The sequence below is a fragment of the Streptomyces albicerus genome, from assembly GCF_008905045.1.
Lineage (GTDB): Bacteria > Actinomycetota > Actinomycetes > Streptomycetales > Streptomycetaceae > Streptomyces > Streptomyces albicerus.
This window is the reverse complement of the sequence record NZ_VWMY01000078.1, coordinates 1-21,807: the sequence shown is the minus strand read 5'-3', so window position 1 is coordinate 21,807 and position 21,807 is coordinate 1. Positions and strand designations below refer to the sequence as shown.

Genomic DNA, 21,807 nt, shown 5'->3' with positions numbered 1-21,807 from the left:
CTTGCCGGCAACCATGTGGTCAACCTGCTAGATCCCGCGGCGGCCCTCTCAGATACAGGGATTCCCTATATTTTCTTGGGACTTGTACGTCCAACGCCGTGTCCGGGCTGTTTTACCTGGATGTAACGCAGCCGCGGACCACGGCCCTGGAGAGTGGTCACGCCTTTGCCGACAGCGCGTCTTCCACGGAGCGGTTGACGGAATCGGTCAGGCGGTCGCCGTTGTCGGTGAAGAAGAAGTGGCCGCCCTCATGTGTCTCCAGGGTGAACTCCCCGGTGGTGCACTGCTTCCACTCGGCTGCCTCATCCTCGTTCACCTTGGGGTCGGCCTTTCCGATGTGCACATGGATCGGCACGGAGAGTTGCATCCCCGGCGCGCAGGAATAGGTCTCCGCCATCCGGTAATCGGCGCGCATGGGAGGCAGGACGAGGTCGAGGATCTCGTCGTCCTGCAGCAACTCGCTCCCCATGCCGCCCAGCAGCGCCATCTCCCGAAGGAAGGCGTCATCGCCCTTGAGGTGGGTTCCCTCGTCCTTGCGCAGCATCGGCCCCACCCGGCCGCAGGCGAAGAGGGACAAGGGCGCGTTACCCGTCGCCTCCAGACGGTGGGTCACCTCGAAGGCCACCAGCGCACCCATGCTGTTGCCCAGCAGGACGACCGGCAGGTCGTTCCACTCGCCCATGAGCTCGGCGATCTCGCCGGCCAATTCCTCGATACTCTCCCGGAAACGCTCGTGCCGACGGTCCTGCCGGCCGGGGTATTGCACCCCGTGCACTTCCAGATCGCTGAAGCGGCGCGCGAACTGGAAGTAGAAGTTCGCCGATCCCCCGGCATGAGGAAAGCAAATCAGCCTGGCCCTGGGAGACTCCGCGGAGCTCAGCTTGCGAATCCAGAGACCAAAATCTTCTGCGGTACCCATACGACGCCCTCCCCGTTCACATGCACAACATCCGCAGCGGGAGGCTGCGGATAAAACTGGCGCGGGCCGGCCGGAAAGGTCGGCCGACGCGTCCTTTTCGGCTGACTTCAGACAGCGTCTTCCACCTTCTGCAAAGCGACGTCCTCGGTCTCCCTCTCCGGCTCCTGCGGCGGAAAGCGGAGGAACAGAGAACAGGCGACCGCGCCCAGCACCAGGAAGGCGACGGGCAGCAGGCCCGTTTCGCTCAAGGCCTCGCTGTAGGGCTCGTGGACCGCGCTCGGAACCGCACTGGCGCTGCCTTCGAACTGCGCCCCACCGCCGACGATGCGCGGCAGGTGCGCCTCGATCCGGTTGGCGAACAACGCACCGACCGCGGCACTTCCGAGCACGGCGCCCATCTGCCGATTGGTGTTGTAGATGCCCGAGCCGGCACCGGCCTGGTGCATGGGGAGGTTACGGGTGGCGATGGCGCCCAGCGGACCCCAGGCCATGCCGTTGGCGATACCGGTCAGGGCGGCCGTGGCGGAGAACATCCAGAGCGGCGAGTCCGGGTCCACCATCAGCACGCTGTACGCGACGATCGTGACGGCGAACAGCACGAAGCCGATGGTGGTGAAGGTCCGCGGATGCGCCTTGTCGGACATCTTGCCGATGACCGGGGAGAAGACGCCGGTCAGAATCGCCAGCGGAGCGAAGATCAGGGCCGACTCCATCGAGGAGAGCCCGCGCACGCCCTGCAGATAGAAGTACGAGGGCACGGTCATCGCGGTCACCGCCGCGCCCATGGCCGCGATCCCCACGTTCGCCAGCGCGAAGTTGCGGTCGCGGAACAGGCTCAACAGCAGCAGGGGCTCGCCCTTGCTGCGCGCCTGCGTCACCACGAACAGCGCCAGCACGAGCAGCCCCGCGGCGATCACCGACCAGATACCGGCCGACCAGTCCTTGTTGTTGCCCTCTTGAAGGCCGAAGACCAGCAGGAACATGCCCGCGCAGGACAGCAGGACACCGAGCGGGTCGAACGCCTGGTTCTTGGTCGGCAGCGCCGGCAGCAGCTTCCACGCCAGAGCGAGGGCGAGAATGCCGATCGGCACGTTGATCAGGAAGATCCACTCCCAGCCTGCGGAGTCCACCAACAGCCCGCCGACGACCGGGCCCAGCAGCATGGAGACGCCGGCGGCGCCGCCCCACGCACCCATGGCGGCACCGCGCTTTTCTGCGGGGAAGATCTGAGTGATCATCGCCATGGTCTGGGGTGTCATCAGCGCGGCCCCGAGGCCCTGCACGGCGCGGGCCGCGATCAGCATGTCGATGCTCTCCGCCATGCCGCACCACAGCGAGGCGAGCGTGAACACCACCAGGCCGGTCAGATAGACGTTCTTGGGGCCGAAGCGGTCACCCAGCCGTCCGGTGAACAGCAGCGGCGCCGCGTAGGTGAGCAAGTAGGCGCTGGTCACCCAGATCACTTCGGAGACGCCGGCATTCAACCCCTCCATGATCACGGGGTTGGCGACCGCCACGACGGTCATGTCCAGCACGATGAGGGAGAAGCCGACGATCAGCGCGCCCAGAGCCTGCCATGGATTACGTTCAACGGTCACGGGTTTCCTTCCCGACATTTGCGACCGATGGGACCACCACGTTCTCCCCCTGGAGCTGGCATGTCCCTTTGCCATGAGTCACAGATCCGGGCAGGTTCGCTCTGGATACAGTCGCGGCAGGATTCCGCGGCAGCTATGGCAGACGTCACATCGACTCCGTCGCCCGGCAGGCCGGGTCCGGAGGAGAAGGTAAGCCACGCCGAACGCGCCACAGACGACGCCCGCGCAGGCGGCAGCGCCGGTAGACCCCTGGATCGTTCCCTGGCCGGTGACTCGCTGGGCCCTGTCAGCAGCCGACGCTGCCGCACATGCCGATACGGGACAACACCCTCAACTACGCAGCCAGTTGGCTCTGCAAGCCCTGAGCCGGCGTCAATCGCCCTGGTGCGCAAGCGGCCGCAGGCCGCTGGTCGTCAGGAGAGCTTCGTCGCCGCGCACTTGGTCGGCCGGAGTCGCCGGCGCAGCGGAAACGGAATCGGCGCTTCGCGCATCGTCATCTTCGGAGATGAACGCAAACAGTGCATTGGCGTTGTCCAGCATGCTGCGTGGCGGCTGTCCGAGGGCACTGCCAAGCTTGGCCAGCGTTTCATCACCTGATTCTGTCGCCTTTGCCTCGCTCGATTCGCTCATGCCACCCACCCTCCACCCCGCTAGATCATTCATCAAACAGAAACCCAGGCTATACGTGCACTTCAAACGGATCAATACCGAGAACCAGAGACTCACTTGAGTCGGTGAATCGGTTGATTGCGTACCGGTTCCAGGTTTTGAGGCGTTCGCGCAGGTGATCGCCGTCGCCGTCCGCGGTGGTCACCTGCGCGAACGCGACAGGCGCGTGAACGGTCAGCCGGGTCAGGCCAGGCCGGCCAGGGCGAGCGTCGCCCAGGTGTCTGGTCGGCCGGGGCAGATGCCTCCGTTTCCGGAGATCCGCTTCCCCTGCCGACGCCTTCTTCCGACAGGCGTAATGCCTTGGGCCGTAATGCCTTGGGCGCCAGGACAGTCGACGCACGGCGTGGCATACCACCCCACCCCCGTCGGGCCGGGACGTCCACCCAGGGACGCGACCCGGCGGTGTGCGCACTGAAAGTGCCTTCCTGCCGGAACGGCCGAAGCCCGGTCAGGCTCCCTCGCCCAGGGCCGGCAGGCACTATCAGCGAAACGCGCAGTTCAGCGGTGCTCGCTGGGTCAGCGGTGCTGCTCCAGCGCGTAGGTCCGCAGACCGGAGCGCGTGATCGCGTTGAGCTGCTCCGCCGCCCACTGCGATCGCTCCGTTTCACGCTCCAGAAGCTTCCCCAGATGGGCCAGGCAGCGCGCCCGCATGGGTCCCAGTGAACCCCGCGGCATGCCCAGCGTGGCGCTGATCTCGTCGTAGGACATCGGCGGGTCAGTCACCAGCAGTCCAAGCAGCGCCTGGCATTTCGGCGAAAGTGCACAGTACGCGAGCAGCACCTCGTCGTTGCGCTCCTTCGCCATCGCCCTTTCCTCCGGGTGGTTCTCCGACGGCTCCGAGCGGTCGAAGACCGGTGAGTCCCCGACCGGCACGCTGCGACCGGACTTCTCGATGAGCTTGAGACTCTCCCGGCGGGCTGACACCGCGATCCACTGGGCGAGCTTCTCTGGATCGCGGAGTTTGTCCAGATGCTGGATCACCCGCATCCAGGTGGTTTGACTGACATCCTCGCTGTCGGCCGCACTCAGCCTATGGCCCCTGGCGATCGCCCATATCAACGGCGTGTATCGCTCTACGATCCGGCTCCAACTGTCCTGGTTCCCAGCTATGCAGTCGTCGACAAGCTCATTCAGGGTAGGCGTACGCATATTTCTATTTCCCCCGTTTTTCAGTTTCCTTATCACCGCCGACCGCATGATGGTGTTGACTCCAGCGGCAGCAGCCGCTCGATCTGAGCAGAATCGTCACACCAGTCACTCCCGATCAGCACCCCTCAACAAGATCGCGTTACGATCTCCGAGCGCGCAGGACTCCCGTTCGACGGCAGCGCTTCCCGAGCCGCGCAGTGACGCAGATGAACCTCACTGATTGCGTGTGAATTACCTCACGTTCAGCCAGGACGACCATCACTCCCCCGAAGAGTTGAATCATCAATCAATTCAGCCAAGACAATTCAGCCAAGACAATGCCGCCCCACACCGCCCCCTATTCCTTCACCGAAGTCCCAGAAACAAGCCAACGCCGAAAGGAGTATGTCGAACAGTCCGGATCCCGTCAAAGGCTCCCCCGCCAACAGCGGCACCGGAACGGTGAGTTCGGGAGGCCTCCAGGTCAGCCAGACCCAGCGGCGAAATGCCCGTGACCTGCCGCTTTCACGTGCAACTTGAGAGGGAATTTCCCGTTCCGTAAGACGGGATGTGCCCTTAGCCACGGCACGAGCGCACCCCTTTCATCATTCAACCAATCAAAAGGTGACCGAGATTCAACTATGCCGACCTTGCGCAGGCTGCGACGCCCAATAAGTTCAATCTTGGACTGGTCGCCGATTTATTACATCCCTGTTGCAGCGCACCAGCAGCTGCACGGGACGTAGAGGCGACCCCCGGCCACCCTGGTCGCGCCTCCGCCGGCACGCCCGCAGACCGAACTTGTTTCCCGACGAGTAACTAAAAACGGGTTTCCTCGCAACCAGTCTCCTATTGACTGGCACGATCACGGCCTTCTATCCTCCCATTCACGGAATACCATTTCCTGTGCCGGAATTTCGGAACATGGAATTCCGGGTGGCGTCGGTCCAGCGAAGAAAGCGCGTTCGTGGTCGCCGGAGCCCACGCCAACGTCATCTCCCGCCGCCGAGCACGGCTCGTCACCGACTGACAGCCCGTCGAACGCGGCCGCACCGCCGCCTCCAGAGCCGACCGCCCGCCGCGCCGCGTTCGACTTCCCCATACCCGCCGGCCGCCAACGGTTGCCGGCCGCCGCGCACCGCACCGCCCGGACGCGCCGGTACCGCTCACGGGCGTTCGCAGCACACCGCGCTGCGCGCTCTTCGCTTCTCTGCTTCTCCGCTTCTGCGAAACCGACGCAAACACATCGAGATCATCAACGGGAGGAATACTCATGGAGGCAAGGCACCATGGCGCGCAACTCTGAGTCCGGAATTCCCATCGAACCGGTCTACGGACCGGACGCGCTCGCGGGGTGGGATCCCGCGACACAACTCGGTGAGGCCGGCTCGTACCCCTTCACACGCGGGGTCTACCCGTCGATGTATACGGGCCGGCCGTGGACGATGCGGCAGTACGCCGGTTTCGGTACGGCTGCCGAGTCCAACGCGCGCTACAAGCAGTTGATCGCGAACGGGACGATGGGCCTGTCGGTCGCCTTCGACCTGCCCACCCAGATGGGCCACGACTCGGATGCGCCGATCGCCTCGGGCGAGGTCGGCAAGGTCGGGGTGGCGATCGACTCGATCGACGACATGCGCATCCTGTTCGGCGGGATCCCGCTGGACCGGGTGTCCACCTCGATGACGATCAACGCGCCGGCCGCGCTGCTGTTACTCCTGTACCAGTTGGTCGCCGAAGAGCAGGGCGTCAGCGCGGACCGGCTGACGGGGACGATCCAGAACGATGTACTGAAGGAGTACATCGCGCGCGGCACGTACATCTTCCCGCCCAAGCCCTCGCTACGGCTGATCGCGGACATCTTCAAGTACTGCAAGGCCGAGATGCCGAAGTGGAACACCATCTCGATCTCCGGCTATCACATGGCGGAGGCGGGTGCCTCGCCGGCGCAGGAGATCGCGTTCACGCTGGCGAACGGCATCGAGTACGTACGCACCGCGGTCGCGGCCGGCATGGACGTCGACGACTTCGCGCCCCGTCTGTCGTTCTTCTTCGTCGCGCGGACGACGATCCTGGAGGAGGTCGCCAAGTTCCGTGCCGCCCGGCGCATTTGGGCCCGGGTGATGCGCGAGGAGTTCGGGGCGCAGAACCCCAAGTCGCTGATGCTGCGGTTCCACGCGCAGACGGCCGGGGTGCAGCTGACGGCCCAGCAGCCGGAGGTGAACCTGGTGCGCGTCGCGGTACAGGGCCTGGCCGCGGTGCTGGGCGGCACGCAGTCGCTGCACACGAACTCCTTCGACGAGGCGATCGCGCTCCCGACGGACAAGAGCGCCCGCCTGGCCCTGCGGACCCAGCAGGTGCTGGCCTACGAGACCGACGTGACGGCGACCGTGGACCCGTTCGCGGGCTCCTACGTCATCGAGAAGATGACCGGTGACATCGAGGCGGCCACCGTCGGGCTGATGGCCAAGGTCGAGGAGCTGGGCGGCGCGGTCAACGCGATCGAGCACGGCTTCCAGAAGGGCGAGATCGAGCGCAGCGCGTACCGCATCGCGCAGGAGACGGACTCCGGCGAGCGGGTGGTGGTGGGCGTCAACCGCTACCAGCTCGACGAGGAGGAGCCGTACGAGCCCCTTCGCGTGGACCCCTCCATCGAGGCCCAGCAGGCCGAACGCATCTGCAAGCTGCGCGCCTGGCGGGACTTCTCCCGTGTGGACGAAGCGCTCACCCGGCTGAAGAAGGCCGCTGGGGGCACGGACAACGTCCTGTACCCGATGAAGGACGCCCTCGCCGCCGGAGCCACCATCGGCGAGGTGTGCGACGCGCTCCGTGACATGTGGGGCACCTACTCCCCCACCGATGCCTTCTGAACCCGCCGTGAGAAAGGGTGACGCAACAATGCACGACCAGATCAGGATCATCGTGGCAAAGCCGGGCCTAGACGGTCACGACCGTGGGGCGAAGGTCGTCGCACGGGCGCTGCGCGACGCCGGAATGGAGGTCATCTACACCGGTCTCCATCAGACGCCCGAGCAGATCGTGAGCACCGCGATCCAGGAGGACGCCGGCTTCGTGGGGCTGTCCGTCCTGTCCGGGGCACACATGACAGTCTTTCCCAAAGTGATCGCCCTGCTGAGGGAACGTGACGCTGCGGACATCGAGGTCTTCGGCGGCGGCATCATTCCAGAGGCCGACATCGCGCCGCTCAAAGAGCTGGGAGTGGCTGAGATCTTCACCCCGGGAACGCCGACGGGGCACATCGTGGAATGGCTCCGTGACCGAGTCGATGGCATGGTCCCATCCTGACCCCGCGCTTTCATGTCGCCGCCGTACTCCGTCTGATCCGCATCCTTGATGGTCAGACGGAGTACGGCGGCCGCCCAACTGCCTCGCGGGGCAAGGCACTTCCGCCACGTATAGTCATGGCCAGACGCATTCGCCCCTCCGGCCGGAGGTTCCATGTGACCACCTCGCCCCATTCAGACCAGGTGCGCGCCGGCCAGGCCATGTACCTGCCGTGGACGCTGCCTCTGTACGACTTGGTAGCGTTCAAGATCAACTGCCGGTTCCTCTTCCGCGTCCCGGTGCCCGAGGTGGTCGCCATGTTCGACCGCAACGTCTCCCCGGACCATCTGGACGTCGGTGTGGGCACCGGCTACTTCCTGGACAACTGCCGCACCGCACCGCAGCAGGCCATCACCCTGGCCGACCTGAACGAGCACTCGCTGCGTCACGCGGCCCGTCGCCTGGCTCGCTTCGACGTCAATACGGTCCGGGCCAACGCGCTGGAACCGCTACCACTTCCCAAGGCGGCCTTCGGCTCAGCGTCGATGAACTTCCTGCTGCACTGCGTGCCCGGCAGCATTCGCCAGAAGGCCAAGGTGTTGGACCACGTCGCGGCCTGCGTACGGCCGGGTGGGCGCCTCTTCGGCGCCACCGTGCTCAGCAAAGGCGTACCGGTGGGGGCGGCTGCCCGGGCCGGCTTCTCGACCTGGAACTGGCGCGGCGTGATGCACAATTCCGAAGACAGCCTCGACGACCTGCGCACAGAGCTGGCCGCCCGTTTCCCCTCCCACAAGCTCTCCGTCTACGGCTGCGCCGCCCTCTTCGAAGCCGAGGTCCCCTGACGGTCCGTCAGGCGGTCGCCCCTAGCGTGTCGCAGAAGGCCGTGAGCAGGGCATTCCCCGGGCATGGGTGGGGTGTTGAGGGCTGAAGGCTGAACGTGTGTGTGATCAAGCCGCCCGAGGAGACCCCGTTGTGCCTCGGGCGAGGAGCACGGGATGCCCGCGTGCAGCGTGGCATCCGACTCGTCCATCACCACGGGCGCAGGTGCTCGATCGTGACGCGGTGTTGCTCGGCCAATCGCTGGGCGATCAGCGAGCGGTGGCAGGCTTCCGGGTCGCGCTCAACACAGAACAACGCTGCGACCCCACTACTCGACAGCGCCGACACGAACCGGCGTGAGGTCGGCGCTGTCGAGGATCTCGGTGGTGTAGCGGCGGGTGTACTCGGTGGCGAGTTCGCGGCGCGAGCGCTTGCCGACCCCTTGGCGGTCGTCCTCGGCGTACTGGAGCTGGCGTAGCTCGGTGGTCGGGGCGAGCTCGGGGTGGTGCTCGTAGGTGATCCGGGCGTGGGCGAGGGCCGCCTGCAGCCGGAGCGAGTTCGCCCAGGCGTACTCGGGTCCACGGACACCGCGGCGCTGACGTACGTCGAGCAGCAGGCGGACGTCCGCGTGCCGCAGTCGTTGTAGGAAGGACTCACCGTCGAGGCCGTAGACGCCGATCGTCACCATTCTGAGCACCGGATATCCCCCATCTGCCTGCTAGTTGTGCCGGTTCAACCGGCGCCGGTGACGTAGGCGTAGGCGTAGGCGGCGAGGTCGCATCACGCGACGGCGGTTCCCTCGAGCTCGACCATCAGGGTGGGGATCGCCAGCCGTGTCACCCCGAGCATCGTGGTGGTCGGCGCCACCCTGGCGGCGCCCAACCGCGCCGCCAGCACGCCGTAGTGCTGGAAAAGCAGATCGACGTCGGTCGTGAAGACGTTGAGCCGGACGAGGTTCGCGAGAGACATGCCGGCCTCGCCGAGCACGGCCTCCAGGTTGTCGATGCTCAGCGCCAACTGCGCCGCCATGTCACCGTCATGCTGGGGCTTGCCGTCGCCGCTCATCGCGGTCTGCCCCGAGATGTACAGGGTCCGGGTGTGCCCGGAGACGACCTCACCCTGGTTGAATCCCATCTCCACCGACCACGTCACCGGGTTGACCACCGTTCGTTCCATTGCCACGTCAGCTCCATTCGATTCATTGGAAGTACGTACGGCCATCGGCTCGGTAGCCGCCGGCTTCGACGTCGTGTTGGAGAGCCTCGCAACAAATCACGACATCCTTGGTCACGTATTCCGATAACGTTCTCGTATGCGCGCCGACCGGTTGGTCTCGCTGGTGCTGCTGCTGCGTCAGCGCGGTCGGCTGACCGCGGACACGCTGGCCCGCGAGCTGGAGGTATCCACCCGCACTGTGTTGCGCGACATCGAGGCGCTGTCCGCGGCCGGCGTCCCCGTCTACGCCGAACGCGGCAGGCACGGCGGTTTCGCGTTGTCGCCCGGTTTCCGGACCGAGCTCACCGGTCTGAACCACGACGAGGCCCTTGCCCTGCTGACCGCCGGATCAGGGCGCGGCGAGCAGGTGTTCGGCCTCGGCTCGGCGCTCGCTTCGGCCATGCGGAAGGTGGTCGACGCACTGCCCGAAAGCCACCGGGCCACCGCGAGCGACGCGGCCCAGCGCTTTCTCGTCGACCCGGAGACCGACCTGCTCTCACGCCGGCTGGTCACCGAGGAGGTACCCGACACCACCATGATCGAGGTCCGGCGCGCGGTGCTCGCCGGACACAAGCTGCGCATCCACTACGCGGCCACAGGCCAGACACCACAGTGGCGCACGGTGGACCCGATCGGCCTGGTCACCGTGCGCGACCGGGCCTACTTGCTGGCCACGAGATCCGGCGCGGACCGCACCTACCGGCTGTCGCGGGTGTTGGCGGCCGAGGAACTCCCCGAATCGGCACAGCGGCCGAACCGGGTCGATCTGGACCGGATCTGGCGGGAACGATCCGCGCAGTTTCTCTCCGGCAGCGACCACATCACCGTGCTGGTGCGGGTGAACCCGGCGCGGCGGGAGGACCTGCTGGACACCGCGCTGGCCGTCCGCGCGGAAGAACCCGACGCAGACGGCTGGCTACGGCTGGAGGTGACCTTCCAAGATTCACGACACGCCGAATGGGCGCTGTGGCAGCTCACCACGGACGCGGAAGCCCTGGCCCCGCAGTCGTTGCGCACCTCCCTACGCAACCGCGCCGCCGCGATCGCCACCCGCTACGGAGACTCATCCTGAGACTGGCGCTCCCCAATGACCGCTTTCTACGCGGATCCGCGTCAAGACCGACGCCGGGAGCCCGGCTCAACAGCCTCAGTGCCCCTCTGCACGTGCGACGGCGCGGAGGGAGCAACTCCGTCCTGACTGGCGGACGGTGGTGAACGATGTGCGGATGGTCAAGGACTCCTGGCACCGTTTGTCCTTGACCTGATGCCGGAGCCTCACCATGACGGCGGAGTGTGACAGGGAGTCAAAGTCCGTCTCGATGTCCGCGCGCAGTGGCACGGAGTGCGTCGGTTGGTTCGCCGTTGGTCGATTGGGCGGGGCGGGCGCCCTTGAGGAAGACCGTCCGGGACCGTCAGTTCCTGAAGTCCGGCCGTGGCCGTCCGTTGTGGCGCAGCCGGAGCCGGCGCCGGGGGTGCGAGCGCAGCACCGGATGGAGGTTCCAGCCCCGTTCCGAGGCGACGCGCAGGACGTAACCGGCGCCGGCGCCCCGGAAGTAGTGTGCTCCGAGTTCCAGGTCACGGTGGTATTCGCGACGGTGCTGGGAGGTCTCCACTCGCCGGGTCTGCTTCTCGATGCGCCGGTCCACGCGCGCCTGGTAGTACGCCGTGTCACCCTCCCGCACCAGCGCCACCGGGGTCACGCACCAGAGCGGGACGAACGGCACCCGGCCCAGCGTGGCGTCCAGCATCCGTGTCGCGCCGTTCTCGGCACGCGGCACCATGTAGACGATCAGCTCGGCCACCGGCGCTACGCAGTAGAGGCAGATCGCGAGGAAGACCCACACCACCAACCACAGCGGCAGGAACACCAGGGTCGCGGGAAGAAGCAGCAGCCAGCGCAGTGCGGCCGGACGGACGGGAAGCGGCCCCCAGGCCGGGTCGTCGTCGTGCAAGGACGGTGTCTTCCTCTCGTGTTCGCCATCGTTCGACGGTGCGCCCGTGAGCGTACGCCGGGGCCTGACCCGCACGGAGCGGCGGGCCGTTCCGGCCCCCGGCGTCGGTGTTGGCTAGAAGCTGTCGCTGGCACAGTCGTTGCGCGTCCCGTCCTGCGTGTACCTCGCCCACCTCAGATTCTTGAACCCCTGCTCGCCGTACTGGCCGTCAACGGTGGTCCCCTCCTGCCTCTGGGCGTACTCGAGGGCATCTCGCGTGGCCGGCCCGAATGCGCAGTCGACGGCGATGGAACGCCCGTAGCACGGTCGGAAGGCCGCCCTGCCTCAGGCTGTGATCAGACCCATGCGAGCTGGCCCGACCGGTAGCAGGCCACAAACTGGCCTGTGCTCTGGCGGAAGGCAGGCCACTTGATGTGCGTCAGAGTGTTGGGGCCGTACTCGCCGTCCACGGTCGCGCCAGTTGCACGCTGCGCGCTTCTCAGCGCGGCCTCCGTCAAGTCGCCGAAGACGCCGTCGGCCACCAGCCCTGCCGAGTGGCAGCGGTTGAGGGCCCGCTGAAGAGCCGACACGCCGGGTCCCGAATCACCGTTCGTGAGGTAGCAATTGAGGGTCTCGGCGGAATTGACGTAGCCGATGGGAATCGACGCCCTGTAGTCGTTGACGTTGGCCGCGGTGAACGATGTCGAGTTGGTGCAGTGGCGGTAAGTGCCATGAGCCGAGGCAGAGGGAGCTGCGACGACCGCGGCCCCCATCAGTGCGGCGACAGTGGCTCCTGTAGTGGCCAGTCCGGCGAGGCGACGGCTGGGCAGCTTCACGAGTATCCCCTTCGTAGATGATCACTGAGCGGTCCGGGTGATGAGCGGGAGAGCAAGAGTGAGGTCATGCGCGCTCGCCACGGCCGGTGTCAGCCCCGCACGACGGGCACAGTAGCCCGGCCCGGTCGCTGAGTGTGCCGGTCGTTTGCCCCACAAGGAACGGTCGTCGCACACACCGGAATACGCACAAGGCAGCGGACGAGACCGCTCTGGCATTACAGCCGCGACTCTGGTCCTACAGCCGCGACCTTGTTGAGCTCGACTGCCGCTACCACTGGGACCACGAGAAGCCGCCCTACGGGTCCATCTGCGGTGTGCGCCCCTACGAGCTGCGCCGCACGCTCCCGTTCGCCCCGCTGTGGACGTACTGCGCCGACGGCCGTGGCACGGCAGCAGAGGCCGCGCAAGCACACGGCCGCGCCCATCGTCAGCCAGGCGTGGAGCTGGTGAGGCGTGACGGCCCGGGTGAAGGAGAGCAGTTGCAGGGTCCTCGCCTTCCCGCTCCACCCCATGTCGGCTATCAAGTGACGGGGAGTTGCGGAAGGCCGCAGACCCGGCTTCCGCCAGGGCCTGTCCGGCGGATCACGCCGGACAGGCCCGTGGTCCCGACGAGGGCTCAGCGCTTGAGCGTGAAGGTGAAGTCGCCGGAAAGCTTGCCGCTCAGCCGGACTGCCGAAACGACCTTCCCCTCCGTGATCAGTCGCTCGACCTCAGCCCGCGAGAGACCGCAACCGTCAGCGATCAGTCGCACCGGCCGGACAGGGATCCGCGCCGCAAAGCGCACCGAGACGTCGATCACCTCGCGGTCCAGGTGATCCGATCCGCCGGTGTCGAGGCGCCAGGCGTTGTCCCAGTCGAGGGCGATGCGATTACGGCGCCGCAAGACCGGATCCTGGAGCAACTCAGCTGCCAGGCCAGGGTCGTTGGCATGCATCCGGTCCAGCAGCTCAGGTCGTACGGAGCGCACGTTCATCCGCTCCAGGACCGTGAGCTTTGCCGTGTCCCCGCAAGCGGTACAGAGCACGAGGAGCCAGGCGTCCAGGAGCTTGTGGTTTGCGTTGACACGAAATTTGCCGTTCGCCCGGAAGCGCTCGGACGCGCACGCGTGGCAACGGCGGAGAACGTTCGGCAGGCAGGTGGGCATGACCACCCAGCTATTGAGCACAGAAGTACACCGGTTTCAGTGAGAAGTCCGCAGCAAAAAGGAGCGCGGCGCACATGCGCGACGCGCGACAGATCAGCTCTCGGGAGGTCTCACAGGGTGTACAACGGCACGTCCTTGCCTAGACGACTTGGCTCGGCAGCAGGGTAAGGCAGCACAGCGGCGCTGCTCCACTGGTTTTCGAGCGCCTCACCGCCAGGTTCCATCCGGCGGATCACGGAAGAAGCCAGAGCCAGAGCCAGAGCCAGATCGCGGCGACGGTGACGGTGCCGTGGAAGAGGTAAGCCCGCTCGTCGCACCTCGTGGCCACGGCCCGGAAGTTCCTGAGCCTGTTGATCGTCCGCTCGGCCTCGCTCCCACGCTTGCAGATCGTCTTGTCGAAGCCGGCGGGCCAACCGCCTTTGCTGCCCCGGCACTTGCGGCTGGCCCGCTAGTCCCTCGGCTCTGGGTGGTGTGCTTGATCCGGCGTCTGCACAGGTAGCGGCGGTTACGGCGGGAGCCGTACGCCTTGTCGCCGCCAAGGCGATCGGGGCGGGTGCGAGGATGCCCGCCGCCCAGGCGGGCGACGCGGAGCCCCGCTCGTCGCCCCGGCCGTCGACCTGTCCGTCATCGGCCTACTGCTCGGCACCCGCTACCTCGCCCTGCACGACGCTCCTCCCGCACAACTCCGCCCCGCACGACACCTCTTGGTCCTCTCCCGCTTCGACCGCCGTCCCAAGGGGACCGACGCGACCGCGGCCGATCTTGCGCAGCCCGAGCGGCAACCAATACTTGGCTAGCCACATGTTGTGCTACCTTGATTATGTGTCCAGCCACCTAAATGGGTGGCGGCACGAGAGGAGTCGTCATGAAGGCCATCCTGTTCGACCGTTTCGGCGGCACAGAAGTACTGCACGCAGCGGACATCGAGGTCCCGCAGCCCGGCCCCGGCCAGGTCCGCGTCCGCGTCAAGGCGGCCGGGCTGAACGCGATTGACGGCAAGATCCGCTCCGGGATGATGGAGGCCGTCCGCCCGACGGCCTTCCCCTCCGTCCCCGGTCACGAGCTCGCCGGCGTGGTGGACGCCCTGGGTGCGGGCGTGCAGGACGTCAAGGTGGGCGATGAGGTGGTGGGCTGGTCGGACACCGGCTCGTACGCCCAGTACGCGCTGGCCACCACCGTCGCCCCCAAGCCCGCCGGCCTGGACTGGCAGCACGCGGTCGCGCTGCCGGTGGCGGGCGAGACGGCCGAGCGGGTCCTGGACCTGCTCGGCGTCACCGCCGGGGAGACCGTACTGATGCACGGCGCGGCCGGAGCGGTCGGCACTCTGGCGGTCCAGCTCGCCACGGCCCGCGGGGCGCGTGTCATCGGCACCGCCGGCCCCGGCAACCAGGACTACCTCACCTCGCTCGGCGCCACCGCCACCGTTTACGGCGAGGGCCTGGTCGAGCGGGTCCGGGCACTCGCCCCCGACGGCGTGGACGCGGTGTTCGATCTGGCCGGGAAGGGAGCCCTGGAGGACTCCATCACCCTGCGCGGCGGCACCGAGCGCATCGTCACCATCGCCGACTTCCGCGCGCACCAACTCGGCATCACCTTCTCCAGCGGTGGCCAGGAACGCTCCGCCGCCCGCCTGGCCGCCCTGGCCCAGGACGCCGCCACCGGCAAGCTCGTCACCACCGTCACCGCCTACCCGCTCGACCAGGCCCCCACGGCCCAGCAGGTCAGCGACGCCGGACATGTCCGGGGCAAGATCGTCCTCACCCTCGACTGATCACACCCACCACACCGTCCACTACCCCCGCCCCGCACTGCCGATCACCACCTGGTCATCACCACTCCGAAGGACCCCCTCATGCTGACCTCCCTGTGGACACCGACCACCGTCGGTGACATCTCCCTCCCGCACCGTCTGGTCATGGCCCCCATGACCCGTGACCGCTCCACACCTGAGGGCGTACCGACCGAGCTGAACGCCGAGTACTACGCCCAGCGGGCCTCGCACGCGCTCATCATCACCGAGGGCACCCAGCCCTCCACCGACGGCCAGGGCTACCTCCTCACCCCCGGCATCCACAATGACGAGCAGATCGCCGGATGGCGCAAGGTCACCGACGCCGTGCACGCGGCCGACGGCCGGATCGTCATCCAGCTGATGCACACCGGACGTATCGCCCACCCCGACAACACCCCCCACGGGCGCCGGCCGGTCGCCCCTTCCGCGATCCGGCCGGAGGGCGCGATGTTCACCGCGTCCGGACCCCAGGAGATGCCGACACCCCGTGCTCTGTCGACGCAGGAGGTCGCGGCGACCGTCGACGACTTCCGCCGCGCCGCAGCGGCTGCCGTCGCGGCGGGCGCCGACGGCGTGGAGATCCACGCCGCCAACGGCTACCTGGTGCACCAGTTCCTGTCCGACAACACCAATCAGCGCACCGACCGCTACGGCGGTTCCCTCGACAACCGCATCCGCTTCGCGGCCGAGGTGGCCGCTGCCGTGGCCGACGAGATCGGCGCCGACCGCACCGGCCTGCGCATCTCCCCCGGCAACCCCTACAACGACATCGCCGAGTCCGACACCGCCGAGCTGTATCCGGCGCTCCTGCGCACCCTCAGCCCGCTCGGCCTCGCCTACCTCCACGTGACGCACGCGGGCGACGAGGAGCTGCTGGCCACTCTGCGCGCGCTGTGGCCGACCACGCTGATCCTCAACCGGGCCGGCACCGACCTGCCCACCCGCGCCCGGGACATCGACCACGGCACGGCCGACCTTGTTTCCGTCGGCGCCCTCGCGCTGGCCAACCCGGACCTGGTCGAGCGGCTACGCTCTGACGCGCCGCTGAACACCCCCGACCCGGCGACCTTCTACGGCGGCGGAGTGGCCGGCTACACCGACTACCCCACCCACACCGTCTGAGGAACCACACCATGCCCGCCCCCACACCTCGCACCCCCACCACGGCCAGCGAGGGCCCGATGAGCTACGCGATCTTCCAGCTCGCCCGCGCTCACCGCGCCCGCGCCGGCGCCATGCTCCGCGAGATGGACCTGCATCCCGGACAGGAACTGCTGCTGATGCAACTCCTCGACCGTGATGGCCAGACCCAGTCCGAGCTGCTCGACAGCGTCGGCCTGGACCACTCCACCGTCTCCAAATCCCTACGCCGCATGCAAGACGCCGGCCTGCTCATCCGCGAGCCGGCCGAACACGACCGACGCGTCATGGTCGTCCACCTCACCGACAAGGGCCGCGCCATGCGCGAGCCCATCGCAGCCATGTGGCAGGCCCTGGAGGAGACCTCCGCACGCAACCTCTCCGCGCAGCAGGCAGAGTCCTTCGTCCGCACCGCCTACACCATCGCCGACGCGATCACCAGCAGCGCCGCTGCGGGGGAAGAGTCCAAGTAACTCCCCCGTTTGCACCCCATGTTGGCATGCCCAATACGACATATAGATGGATATGCGGACACAGGGTGCAGATCGTCTGGATGTGGCGGAGTCACTGCCAACCTGCGTACGTCAGAGATAACGGGCGGTCGCGGGGCCTCAGCGTCAGAGGCAAGATCGAGAGCCGAACCACAGGACAAGGCCGACGTCTACGAGAACCTCGGGCTCCGGCTCACCTACGAGCCCGGAAAACAGCTCGTGCGGGCCGAGGCTCGCCTCGACCCGCACAAGTTGGGGATACGGTCTGTGTCCGAGGACCGACACGACCAATACGCCTACGCCCTGGCACGGCGGACACGGCTGGTGGTGGGGTAGATGGCCAGGCAGCCAACGCCCACGAGCACGCGTCCGAGCACCTCCTTCGAAGGAGAGATCACTCTTCGCCTTGTCACCATGACCATGGCGGCAGTGGTCGGGCTGACCTTCCTGTTCGGGTTCGGGAACGTGTGGACCCGGGCCTTGAGGTTGGGCGTGCCGCCGTGGGTGGCGCCCCTGGTGGCTCCGGCGGTGGATCTGTCGGTGCTGGGGCTGCTGTTGGGTACCCGGTACCTTGCCCTGCACGGCGCGCGTCCGGAGCAACTCCGTCCCGCGCGTCGACTGTTGGTGTTCTCCAGTGTGATGACCTTGGCGCTGAACGTGGCGGATCCGCTGCTCGCCGGTCAGACGGGCAAGGCGGCATTTGACGCGGTCGGACCGCTGCTGCTGATCGGCTGGGCCGAGGTCGGACCGGGCCTTCTGCAAGCCATCAGCGGCGTCGAAAGCGAACAGGCGGCAGCGCCTGCGATGCCGGAAGCCCCGCACCATCCCGTGCACGACGCGGTGCCGAGGGCCAAAGACAGCGACGACGGTGTCGCTGATCCACTCTTCGCGGCTCCCGGTTCTGGTGATCACCAGGGAGGGCTGCGGTCGGACGAGGACCATCTCCTGGAAAGCGCCCGTGAGGAAGATGCGCGGCATTGGGAGATGTATCAGCGGCCGATCTCAGCGGAGACCCTGCGGAAGCGGCTACGGGTCGGTGCCGCCAGGTCCCGGATGCTGGTCGCCATGGTGCGCTCGACCAGCACCGATCGTGTGGCGGGAGGCAGCAGGGGCCTCTGCTATCCAGGGGATCGACCAAGATCTTCCTGAGAAAGCAGAGGCCCAGTGGCTCAGTCTGTCACGAGCGGAACCGATGACGTGTTCGCGCCCGCTCATATCGGCGCGATAACGCAGGTCATCCCGCCCGAGTTGGTGGATGCGGTGCTGGACGACACCGGGGCTCGCGAGCAAACGACTGCGTAGCCTGCCTTCCCGCGTCGGAGTGTACTTCGTCCTGGCGCTCGGCCTGTTCGAGCATCTCGGTGCCGCGCTGGTGTGGGGAAAACCTGGCGGTAGTTGCTGCACTGACCTGCGGCGGAGTGGTGCTGGAGCCCTGGTCGACCCCGTGGCCAGTCCCCGCTGTTCCCCATGGTTCCCCATACGATCTGGCGTGCCTCGACATACGCAATACGCCCTCCGACGGCAGCAGTTCCCCACCGCTTGAGCTGCACCGGCCACGAGTTCGGGTCACAACTCGCCCCGCCACCTGACTCCCGGCGAGGTCCTCGCGCGCCCGTATCGAGGCAATCGGCACGCTCGAGCAGCCCTTCACCGACCAAGCACCGTAGGGGCTTTTGAGGTGATGGCGGATGCCTGACCGGCCGGGGGGAGCCGAGGGGATTCGGGCAGTCACACGAACTCGACCAATCTATGGTTCTACCCGCGTCAATCCCTTGCCAGGCAAGCGAGTTGAGGCAACTATGGGGCATCTCGTTTGAGTAGAAACAACCCCCCTTCCCTTCCGCCCGACAGGTGAGGCATGGCTACAAGTGCGTCCAGAATGCGGCACGCAGCCGGCGACGGCTACACGTCCAGCGGCTCCCTCAAACAGAACGCGCTCGGCGTTCTGGGGATCCTTTTCTTCGTTCTCTCCGCGCAGGCGCCGCTCACCGGTATCGCCGGGGCGGCGCCGGTCGCCATAGCCATCGGCAACGGTCCCGGTGTACCCGCCATGTACGTGGTGGCCGGAGTGGTCGTCCTGCTGTTCTCGGTCGGCTACGTCGCGATGGGCCGCCACGTGGTCGACGCGGGCGCCTTCTACGCGTATGTCGGCAAGGGCCTCGGCAGCACGGCCGGCGCCGGCAGTGCGGGCGTCGCGCTGCTTGCCTACCACGCCATCCAGGCCGCGGTGTACGGGCTGTTCGGAGCCGTGATGAACGGCCTGGCGATCCAGTACCTGGAGTTGGACGTGCCCTGGTGGCTGATCGCCGTCGGCACGATGGTGATCGTACAGGCGTTCGGTGCGGCCGGGGTCGACCTGGGCGCCAAGATGCTCGCGGTGTTCGTCCTGGCCGAGATCAGTCTGCTGCTGGTCTTCGGCGTCGTGATGTTCCTGAAGGGCGGCGGCCCCGAAGGACTGGCCCCCGGATCCTCCTTCTCCCTGTCGGCGGCGCTCGACGGTGCGCCCGGTGTGGCGCTGATGTTCGCGGTGGCGTCGATGTTCGGTTTCGAGGCGACGGCGATCTACGGCGAGGAAGCGCGCGACGCGCACAAGACGGTCCCCCGGGCCACCTACCTCGCGGTCGTTCTTGTCACTGCGTTCTTCGCTTTCACCTCCTGGATGCTGGTCTCGGCGCACGGACCGTCGGCCAGTGCCGCCGCTGCCGGCGAGGCCCTGGAAGCCGGGGACGGGGCGGCCTTCGTTGCAGGGCCCGTGTCCGACGAACTCGGCGCGTGGGCGGGTGACGCACTGCCGATCCTGCTGGCCACCTCGCTCTTCGCCAGCATCCTGGCCTTCCACAACTCCGCCAACCGCTACCTGTTCTCCCTCGGACGGGAAGGGCTGCTGCCTCACCGGCTGACCACGCTCAACGGCAGGCAGTCGCCGTGGATCGCGGGCCTCGCGCAGACCGCGATCGCCGCGCTGCTGGTTTTCCCCTTCGCGCTGGCCGGCAAGGACCCCGTCCTCACCCTCTTCTCCTGGCTCAGCGGTCTCGCGGTGCTGGCGATCATGCTGCTGTACTTCATGACCTCGGTCTCGGTCATCGTGTACTTCCGCCAGGTCGGCGACACCCGGAAGTGGAACACTCTGATCGCCCCGACCCTGGGCGCTGCCGGTCTCGCCGGAGCCATCTGGCTGATCATCGCCAACTTCACCACCCTCATCGGCGGCGACACGGCCACCGCCACCTGGCTGGCCCTGGCCGTGCCCGGGGCCTTGCTGGCGGGCATCGCGATGCCCCGGCTGTCCGGCGCGTCCCGAGGGCGCTAGCTTGAGGTTTGACCTCGCCGTTCGAACACTGCCCCCTGCCGTACCCACTGGGAGTTTTCGCCCGATTTGACTCTGTCGCGGGCGCGTTGATCACGCCTGAAAGCGCCGGGCAGAGCTATTGGAATCCGCTGGGTTAGATCTCAAGCCAGGGGTTCCTTCACGGAGGTGAAATCCGAGGAAGCCATGGCCGGGAGCCCCGAGTAAGGGTCTCCCGGCCGCGCTTCGTCGCCGCCCTGTGTCCCAGCTCCTCAGTGATAGCGGCCGTCGGGGCCGGAGCGCTCGGTCCGCCAATCGTCAGATTCCCGCACGCTGCTGCCAGTTGCCGAAGGACTCCAGCGGATCGCCGCCCTCACCGAGAGCCCAGGGATACATCGTGACCAGACCGCGGATCGCCCGGAACACCTCGCCGGCCTGCGCGACCCGCTTCGCCTGGACGAGCGCGTACGCCAGCACGTTGAGATCGGCCACAGCCGCTGCGTGAGCCAGGTAACCAGAGCGGGGCCAGTCGGCCAGAGCGCGGTCCAGCGCCGCCTCGGCGTCCGGGCGGCTCCACAGACGGCTCGCGGTGAGACCCTCGATCCCTCCCTGGGCGAGCGTGCCGTGGTAGTGGTCGACCAGGGAGGCAATCTCGAGCCCCGCCGTGGGCGCGGTGGGCGCGGCCTCCGCGCGCACCCGGTCGAGGAACTCGACCGTCTGTCTGTACGAACCGCACTCCTGGGGGGACAGGTAACCGAGCATCTGGAGATGAGCCTCGCGGTGCCACCGGTCGCGTCTGACGATCTCGGCCCAGAGCGGGAAGACCTCCGTTGTCGGTCGTCGCCACACTCTCAGCAGACCGAGGCGCACCACCCAGGGGTTGGGGTCGTCCGGCCGCAGCCCCGCAGCCCGTGCGCAGGCGTCGAGCGCCTCGTGCGTCTCGTTGGCGTCCGGCTGTTCCTGGTACCGCGTGCGCAGCATGACGCCCCAGGCGTAAAGCAGTTGAGCATCCGGGTCCTGGGCCCGCTCCTCGGCCCAGGAGTGCTGAAACGCCGGGGCCGTCGACTCCGAGAGGACACTCATTCTGTGAGCCCTGCGGTCCCAGTCCCGGCCGCTGCTGCGCAGCAACTGCTCGATCATGGCCGCCACGAGATTGTGGCCCGCGGCGGTTCGGCTCTCTACCAGCCGCTTGCGCACCTTGCCGAGGTCGGTGTCGTCGAGTTCAGGGGCGAGTCTCGCAGTGATTCGCCGGCGACCGAGGAGAGCCATGCCCGGAGAGTAGCGAACTTTTCCCTGACAGTGATGAGTTGAGCTGCATACACGTTGATCTGATGCTTCCCCCGGCGCCCACACCGGGCATGTTGCGCAATCCGGGTGCCGCCGAGCGGCTCACGTCGAGGCCGTGCCCAATCCGTGCCCGTAAGCGTGGTCAAAGCCATGGAGCCCGCCCAAGCGACATCGCTTCTTAGTACTGCAACGGTGCTTGTCGTGACTGCTGGCCAGGTCGGTCGTTGGTGTGGTTATGGGTGGGGACCTTGACGATGTCAGGCTGTG

20 protein-coding genes and 2 pseudogenes are annotated in these 21,807 nt (G+C 67.2%); 10 read left to right on the top strand and 12 right to left on the bottom strand.

All coding sequences use genetic code 11. The features are described 5' to 3' along the window. Positions 1-157: 157 nt before the first annotated feature. The 4 genes from GAS53_RS45475 to GAS53_RS45460 all read right to left on the bottom strand — a co-directional run bounded on the left by GAS53_RS45475 (position 158) and on the right by GAS53_RS45460 (position 4,383). Positions 158-919 carry a thioesterase II family protein gene (locus GAS53_RS45475; protein ID WP_151483657.1) on the bottom strand — a complete coding sequence of 254 codons (762 nt, stop codon included), beginning with the start codon at positions 917-919 and terminating at the stop codon, positions 158-160. 107 nt (positions 920-1,026) lie between these two features. After that, the gene (locus tag GAS53_RS45470) at positions 1,027-2,517 is read right to left on the bottom strand and encodes a DHA2 family efflux MFS transporter permease subunit (RefSeq protein ID WP_151483656.1); all 1,491 of its coding nucleotides are present in this window, start codon (positions 2,515-2,517) and stop codon (positions 1,027-1,029) included. A gap of 372 nt (positions 2,518-2,889) precedes the next feature. Then, positions 2,890-3,147, bottom strand: a complete 258-nt coding sequence (locus GAS53_RS45465; protein WP_151483655.1) for a hypothetical protein — start codon at positions 3,145-3,147, stop codon at positions 2,890-2,892. A 555-nt stretch (positions 3,148-3,702) separates the two neighbouring features. Continuing rightward, positions 3,703-4,383, bottom strand: a complete 681-nt coding sequence (locus GAS53_RS45460; RefSeq protein WP_225859506.1) for an RNA polymerase sigma factor — start codon at positions 4,381-4,383, stop codon at positions 3,703-3,705. Between the two features lie 1,220 nt (positions 4,384-5,603). On the opposite strand from GAS53_RS45460, the gene GAS53_RS45455 reads away from it, so the two are divergent. The 3 genes from GAS53_RS45455 (at position 5,604) to GAS53_RS45445 (ending at position 8,441) form a co-directional block, all read left to right on the top strand. Further along, positions 5,604-7,184 carry an acyl-CoA mutase large subunit family protein gene (locus tag GAS53_RS45455; protein ID WP_151483654.1) on the top strand — a complete coding sequence of 527 codons (1,581 nt, stop codon included), beginning with the start codon at positions 5,604-5,606 and terminating at the stop codon, positions 7,182-7,184. A gap of 28 nt (positions 7,185-7,212) precedes the next feature. Further along, positions 7,213-7,620, top strand: coding sequence for a cobalamin B12-binding domain-containing protein (locus GAS53_RS45450; RefSeq protein ID WP_151483653.1), 408 nt, complete (start codon positions 7,213-7,215; stop codon positions 7,618-7,620). Between the two features lie 155 nt (positions 7,621-7,775). Further along, a complete protein-coding gene (locus tag GAS53_RS45445) occupies positions 7,776-8,441 on the top strand; it encodes a class I SAM-dependent methyltransferase (RefSeq protein WP_192583568.1) in 666 nt (221 codons plus the stop codon). A gap of 305 nt (positions 8,442-8,746) precedes the next feature. Here GAS53_RS45445 and GAS53_RS45440 read toward each other — a convergent pair whose 3' ends face one another. Next, entirely contained in the window at positions 8,747-9,106 is a 360-nt protein-coding gene (locus tag GAS53_RS45440) for a DUF488 family protein (protein WP_225859508.1), read from the bottom strand. A gap of 92 nt (positions 9,107-9,198) precedes the next feature. After that, positions 9,199-9,594 carry a RidA family protein gene (locus GAS53_RS45435; RefSeq protein ID WP_151483662.1) on the bottom strand — a complete coding sequence of 132 codons (396 nt, stop codon included), beginning with the start codon at positions 9,592-9,594 and terminating at the stop codon, positions 9,199-9,201. A gap of 136 nt (positions 9,595-9,730) precedes the next feature. Between GAS53_RS45435 and GAS53_RS45430 the strand changes: the two genes are divergently transcribed. Further along, positions 9,731-10,705 carry a helix-turn-helix transcriptional regulator gene (locus tag GAS53_RS45430; RefSeq protein ID WP_151483651.1) on the top strand — a complete coding sequence of 325 codons (975 nt, stop codon included), beginning with the start codon at positions 9,731-9,733 and terminating at the stop codon, positions 10,703-10,705. A gap of 340 nt (positions 10,706-11,045) precedes the next feature. On the opposite strand, the gene GAS53_RS45425 is transcribed toward GAS53_RS45430, so the two are convergent. From GAS53_RS45425 to GAS53_RS58610, 5 genes and pseudogenes are all read right to left on the bottom strand, one after another. Then, the gene (locus tag GAS53_RS45425; protein WP_151483650.1) at positions 11,046-11,585 is read right to left on the bottom strand and encodes a hypothetical protein; all 540 of its coding nucleotides are present in this window, start codon (positions 11,583-11,585) and stop codon (positions 11,046-11,048) included. Between the two features lie 114 nt (positions 11,586-11,699). After that, on the bottom strand, positions 11,700-11,873 hold the full coding sequence (locus GAS53_RS58615; protein ID WP_151483661.1) for a peptidoglycan-binding protein: 174 nt from the start codon (positions 11,871-11,873) through the stop codon (positions 11,700-11,702). A gap of 47 nt (positions 11,874-11,920) precedes the next feature. Continuing rightward, the gene (locus tag GAS53_RS45415) at positions 11,921-12,400 is read right to left on the bottom strand and encodes a peptidoglycan-binding domain-containing protein (protein WP_225859505.1); all 480 of its coding nucleotides are present in this window, start codon (positions 12,398-12,400) and stop codon (positions 11,921-11,923) included. A 616-nt stretch (positions 12,401-13,016) separates the two neighbouring features. Further along, a complete protein-coding gene (locus tag GAS53_RS45410; protein ID WP_151483649.1) occupies positions 13,017-13,565 on the bottom strand; it encodes a DUF1062 domain-containing protein in 549 nt (182 codons plus the stop codon). A gap of 211 nt (positions 13,566-13,776) precedes the next feature. Further along, positions 13,777-14,135, bottom strand: a pseudogene (locus tag GAS53_RS58610) (IS5/IS1182 family transposase); the annotation flags it as partial. Between the two features lie 274 nt (positions 14,136-14,409). On the opposite strand from GAS53_RS58610, the gene GAS53_RS45400 reads away from it, so the two are divergent. The 6 genes and pseudogenes from GAS53_RS45400 to GAS53_RS45375 all read left to right on the top strand — a co-directional run bounded on the left by GAS53_RS45400 (position 14,410) and on the right by GAS53_RS45375 (position 20,277). Further along, positions 14,410-15,315 carry an NADP-dependent oxidoreductase gene (locus GAS53_RS45400; RefSeq protein ID WP_151483648.1) on the top strand — a complete coding sequence of 302 codons (906 nt, stop codon included), beginning with the start codon at positions 14,410-14,412 and terminating at the stop codon, positions 15,313-15,315. Between the two features lie 81 nt (positions 15,316-15,396). After that, positions 15,397-16,458, top strand: coding sequence for an alkene reductase (locus GAS53_RS45395; protein WP_151483647.1), 1,062 nt, complete (start codon positions 15,397-15,399; stop codon positions 16,456-16,458). 11 nt (positions 16,459-16,469) lie between these two features. Continuing rightward, positions 16,470-16,949 carry a MarR family winged helix-turn-helix transcriptional regulator gene (locus tag GAS53_RS45390; protein WP_151483646.1) on the top strand — a complete coding sequence of 160 codons (480 nt, stop codon included), beginning with the start codon at positions 16,470-16,472 and terminating at the stop codon, positions 16,947-16,949. A 432-nt stretch (positions 16,950-17,381) separates the two neighbouring features. Then, positions 17,382-18,116 carry a hypothetical protein gene (locus tag GAS53_RS45385; RefSeq protein ID WP_151483645.1) on the top strand — a complete coding sequence of 245 codons (735 nt, stop codon included), beginning with the start codon at positions 17,382-17,384 and terminating at the stop codon, positions 18,114-18,116. A gap of 15 nt (positions 18,117-18,131) precedes the next feature. Continuing rightward, positions 18,132-18,351 (top strand): annotated as a pseudogene (locus tag GAS53_RS45380) (transposase domain-containing protein); the annotation flags it as partial. A gap of 495 nt (positions 18,352-18,846) precedes the next feature. Next, positions 18,847-20,277 (top strand): APC family permease, encoded by a 1,431-nt coding sequence (locus tag GAS53_RS45375; RefSeq protein WP_151483644.1) that lies wholly within the window; start codon positions 18,847-18,849, stop codon positions 20,275-20,277. A 294-nt stretch (positions 20,278-20,571) separates the two neighbouring features. Here GAS53_RS45375 and GAS53_RS45370 read toward each other — a convergent pair whose 3' ends face one another. Then, positions 20,572-21,522, bottom strand: coding sequence for a hypothetical protein (locus GAS53_RS45370; RefSeq protein WP_151483643.1), 951 nt, complete (start codon positions 21,520-21,522; stop codon positions 20,572-20,574). Positions 21,523-21,807 lie beyond the last annotated feature (285 nt).

Bases quoted from the DNA above. Each gene is read 5' to 3' on its own strand.
- GAS53_RS45475 (WP_151483657.1), bottom strand. From the start codon at position 919: ATGGGTACCGCAGAAGATTTTGGTCTCTGGATTCGCAAGCTGAGCTCC.
- GAS53_RS45465 (WP_151483655.1), bottom strand. From the start codon at position 3,147: ATGAGCGAATCGAGCGAGGCAAAGGCGACAGAATCAGGTGATGAAACG.
- GAS53_RS45460 (WP_225859506.1), bottom strand. From the start codon at position 4,383: ATGCGGTCGGCGGTGATAAGGAAACTGAAAAACGGGGGAAATAGAAAT.
- GAS53_RS45455 (WP_151483654.1), top strand. From the start codon at position 5,604: ATGGCGCGCAACTCTGAGTCCGGAATTCCCATCGAACCGGTCTACGGA.
- GAS53_RS45450 (WP_151483653.1), top strand. From the start codon at position 7,213: ATGCACGACCAGATCAGGATCATCGTGGCAAAGCCGGGCCTAGACGGT.
- GAS53_RS45440 (WP_225859508.1), bottom strand. From the start codon at position 9,106: ATGGTGACGATCGGCGTCTACGGCCTCGACGGTGAGTCCTTCCTACAA.
- GAS53_RS45435 (WP_151483662.1), bottom strand. From the start codon at position 9,594: ATGGAACGAACGGTGGTCAACCCGGTGACGTGGTCGGTGGAGATGGGA.
- GAS53_RS45430 (WP_151483651.1), top strand. From the start codon at position 9,731: ATGCGCGCCGACCGGTTGGTCTCGCTGGTGCTGCTGCTGCGTCAGCGC.
- GAS53_RS45400 (WP_151483648.1), top strand. From the start codon at position 14,410: ATGAAGGCCATCCTGTTCGACCGTTTCGGCGGCACAGAAGTACTGCAC.
- GAS53_RS45395 (WP_151483647.1), top strand. From the start codon at position 15,397: ATGCTGACCTCCCTGTGGACACCGACCACCGTCGGTGACATCTCCCTC.
- GAS53_RS45390 (WP_151483646.1), top strand. From the start codon at position 16,470: ATGCCCGCCCCCACACCTCGCACCCCCACCACGGCCAGCGAGGGCCCG.
- GAS53_RS45385 (WP_151483645.1), top strand. From the start codon at position 17,382: ATGACCATGGCGGCAGTGGTCGGGCTGACCTTCCTGTTCGGGTTCGGG.
- GAS53_RS45375 (WP_151483644.1), top strand. From the start codon at position 18,847: ATGCGGCACGCAGCCGGCGACGGCTACACGTCCAGCGGCTCCCTCAAA.
- GAS53_RS45370 (WP_151483643.1), bottom strand. From the start codon at position 21,522: ATGGCTCTCCTCGGTCGCCGGCGAATCACTGCGAGACTCGCCCCTGAA.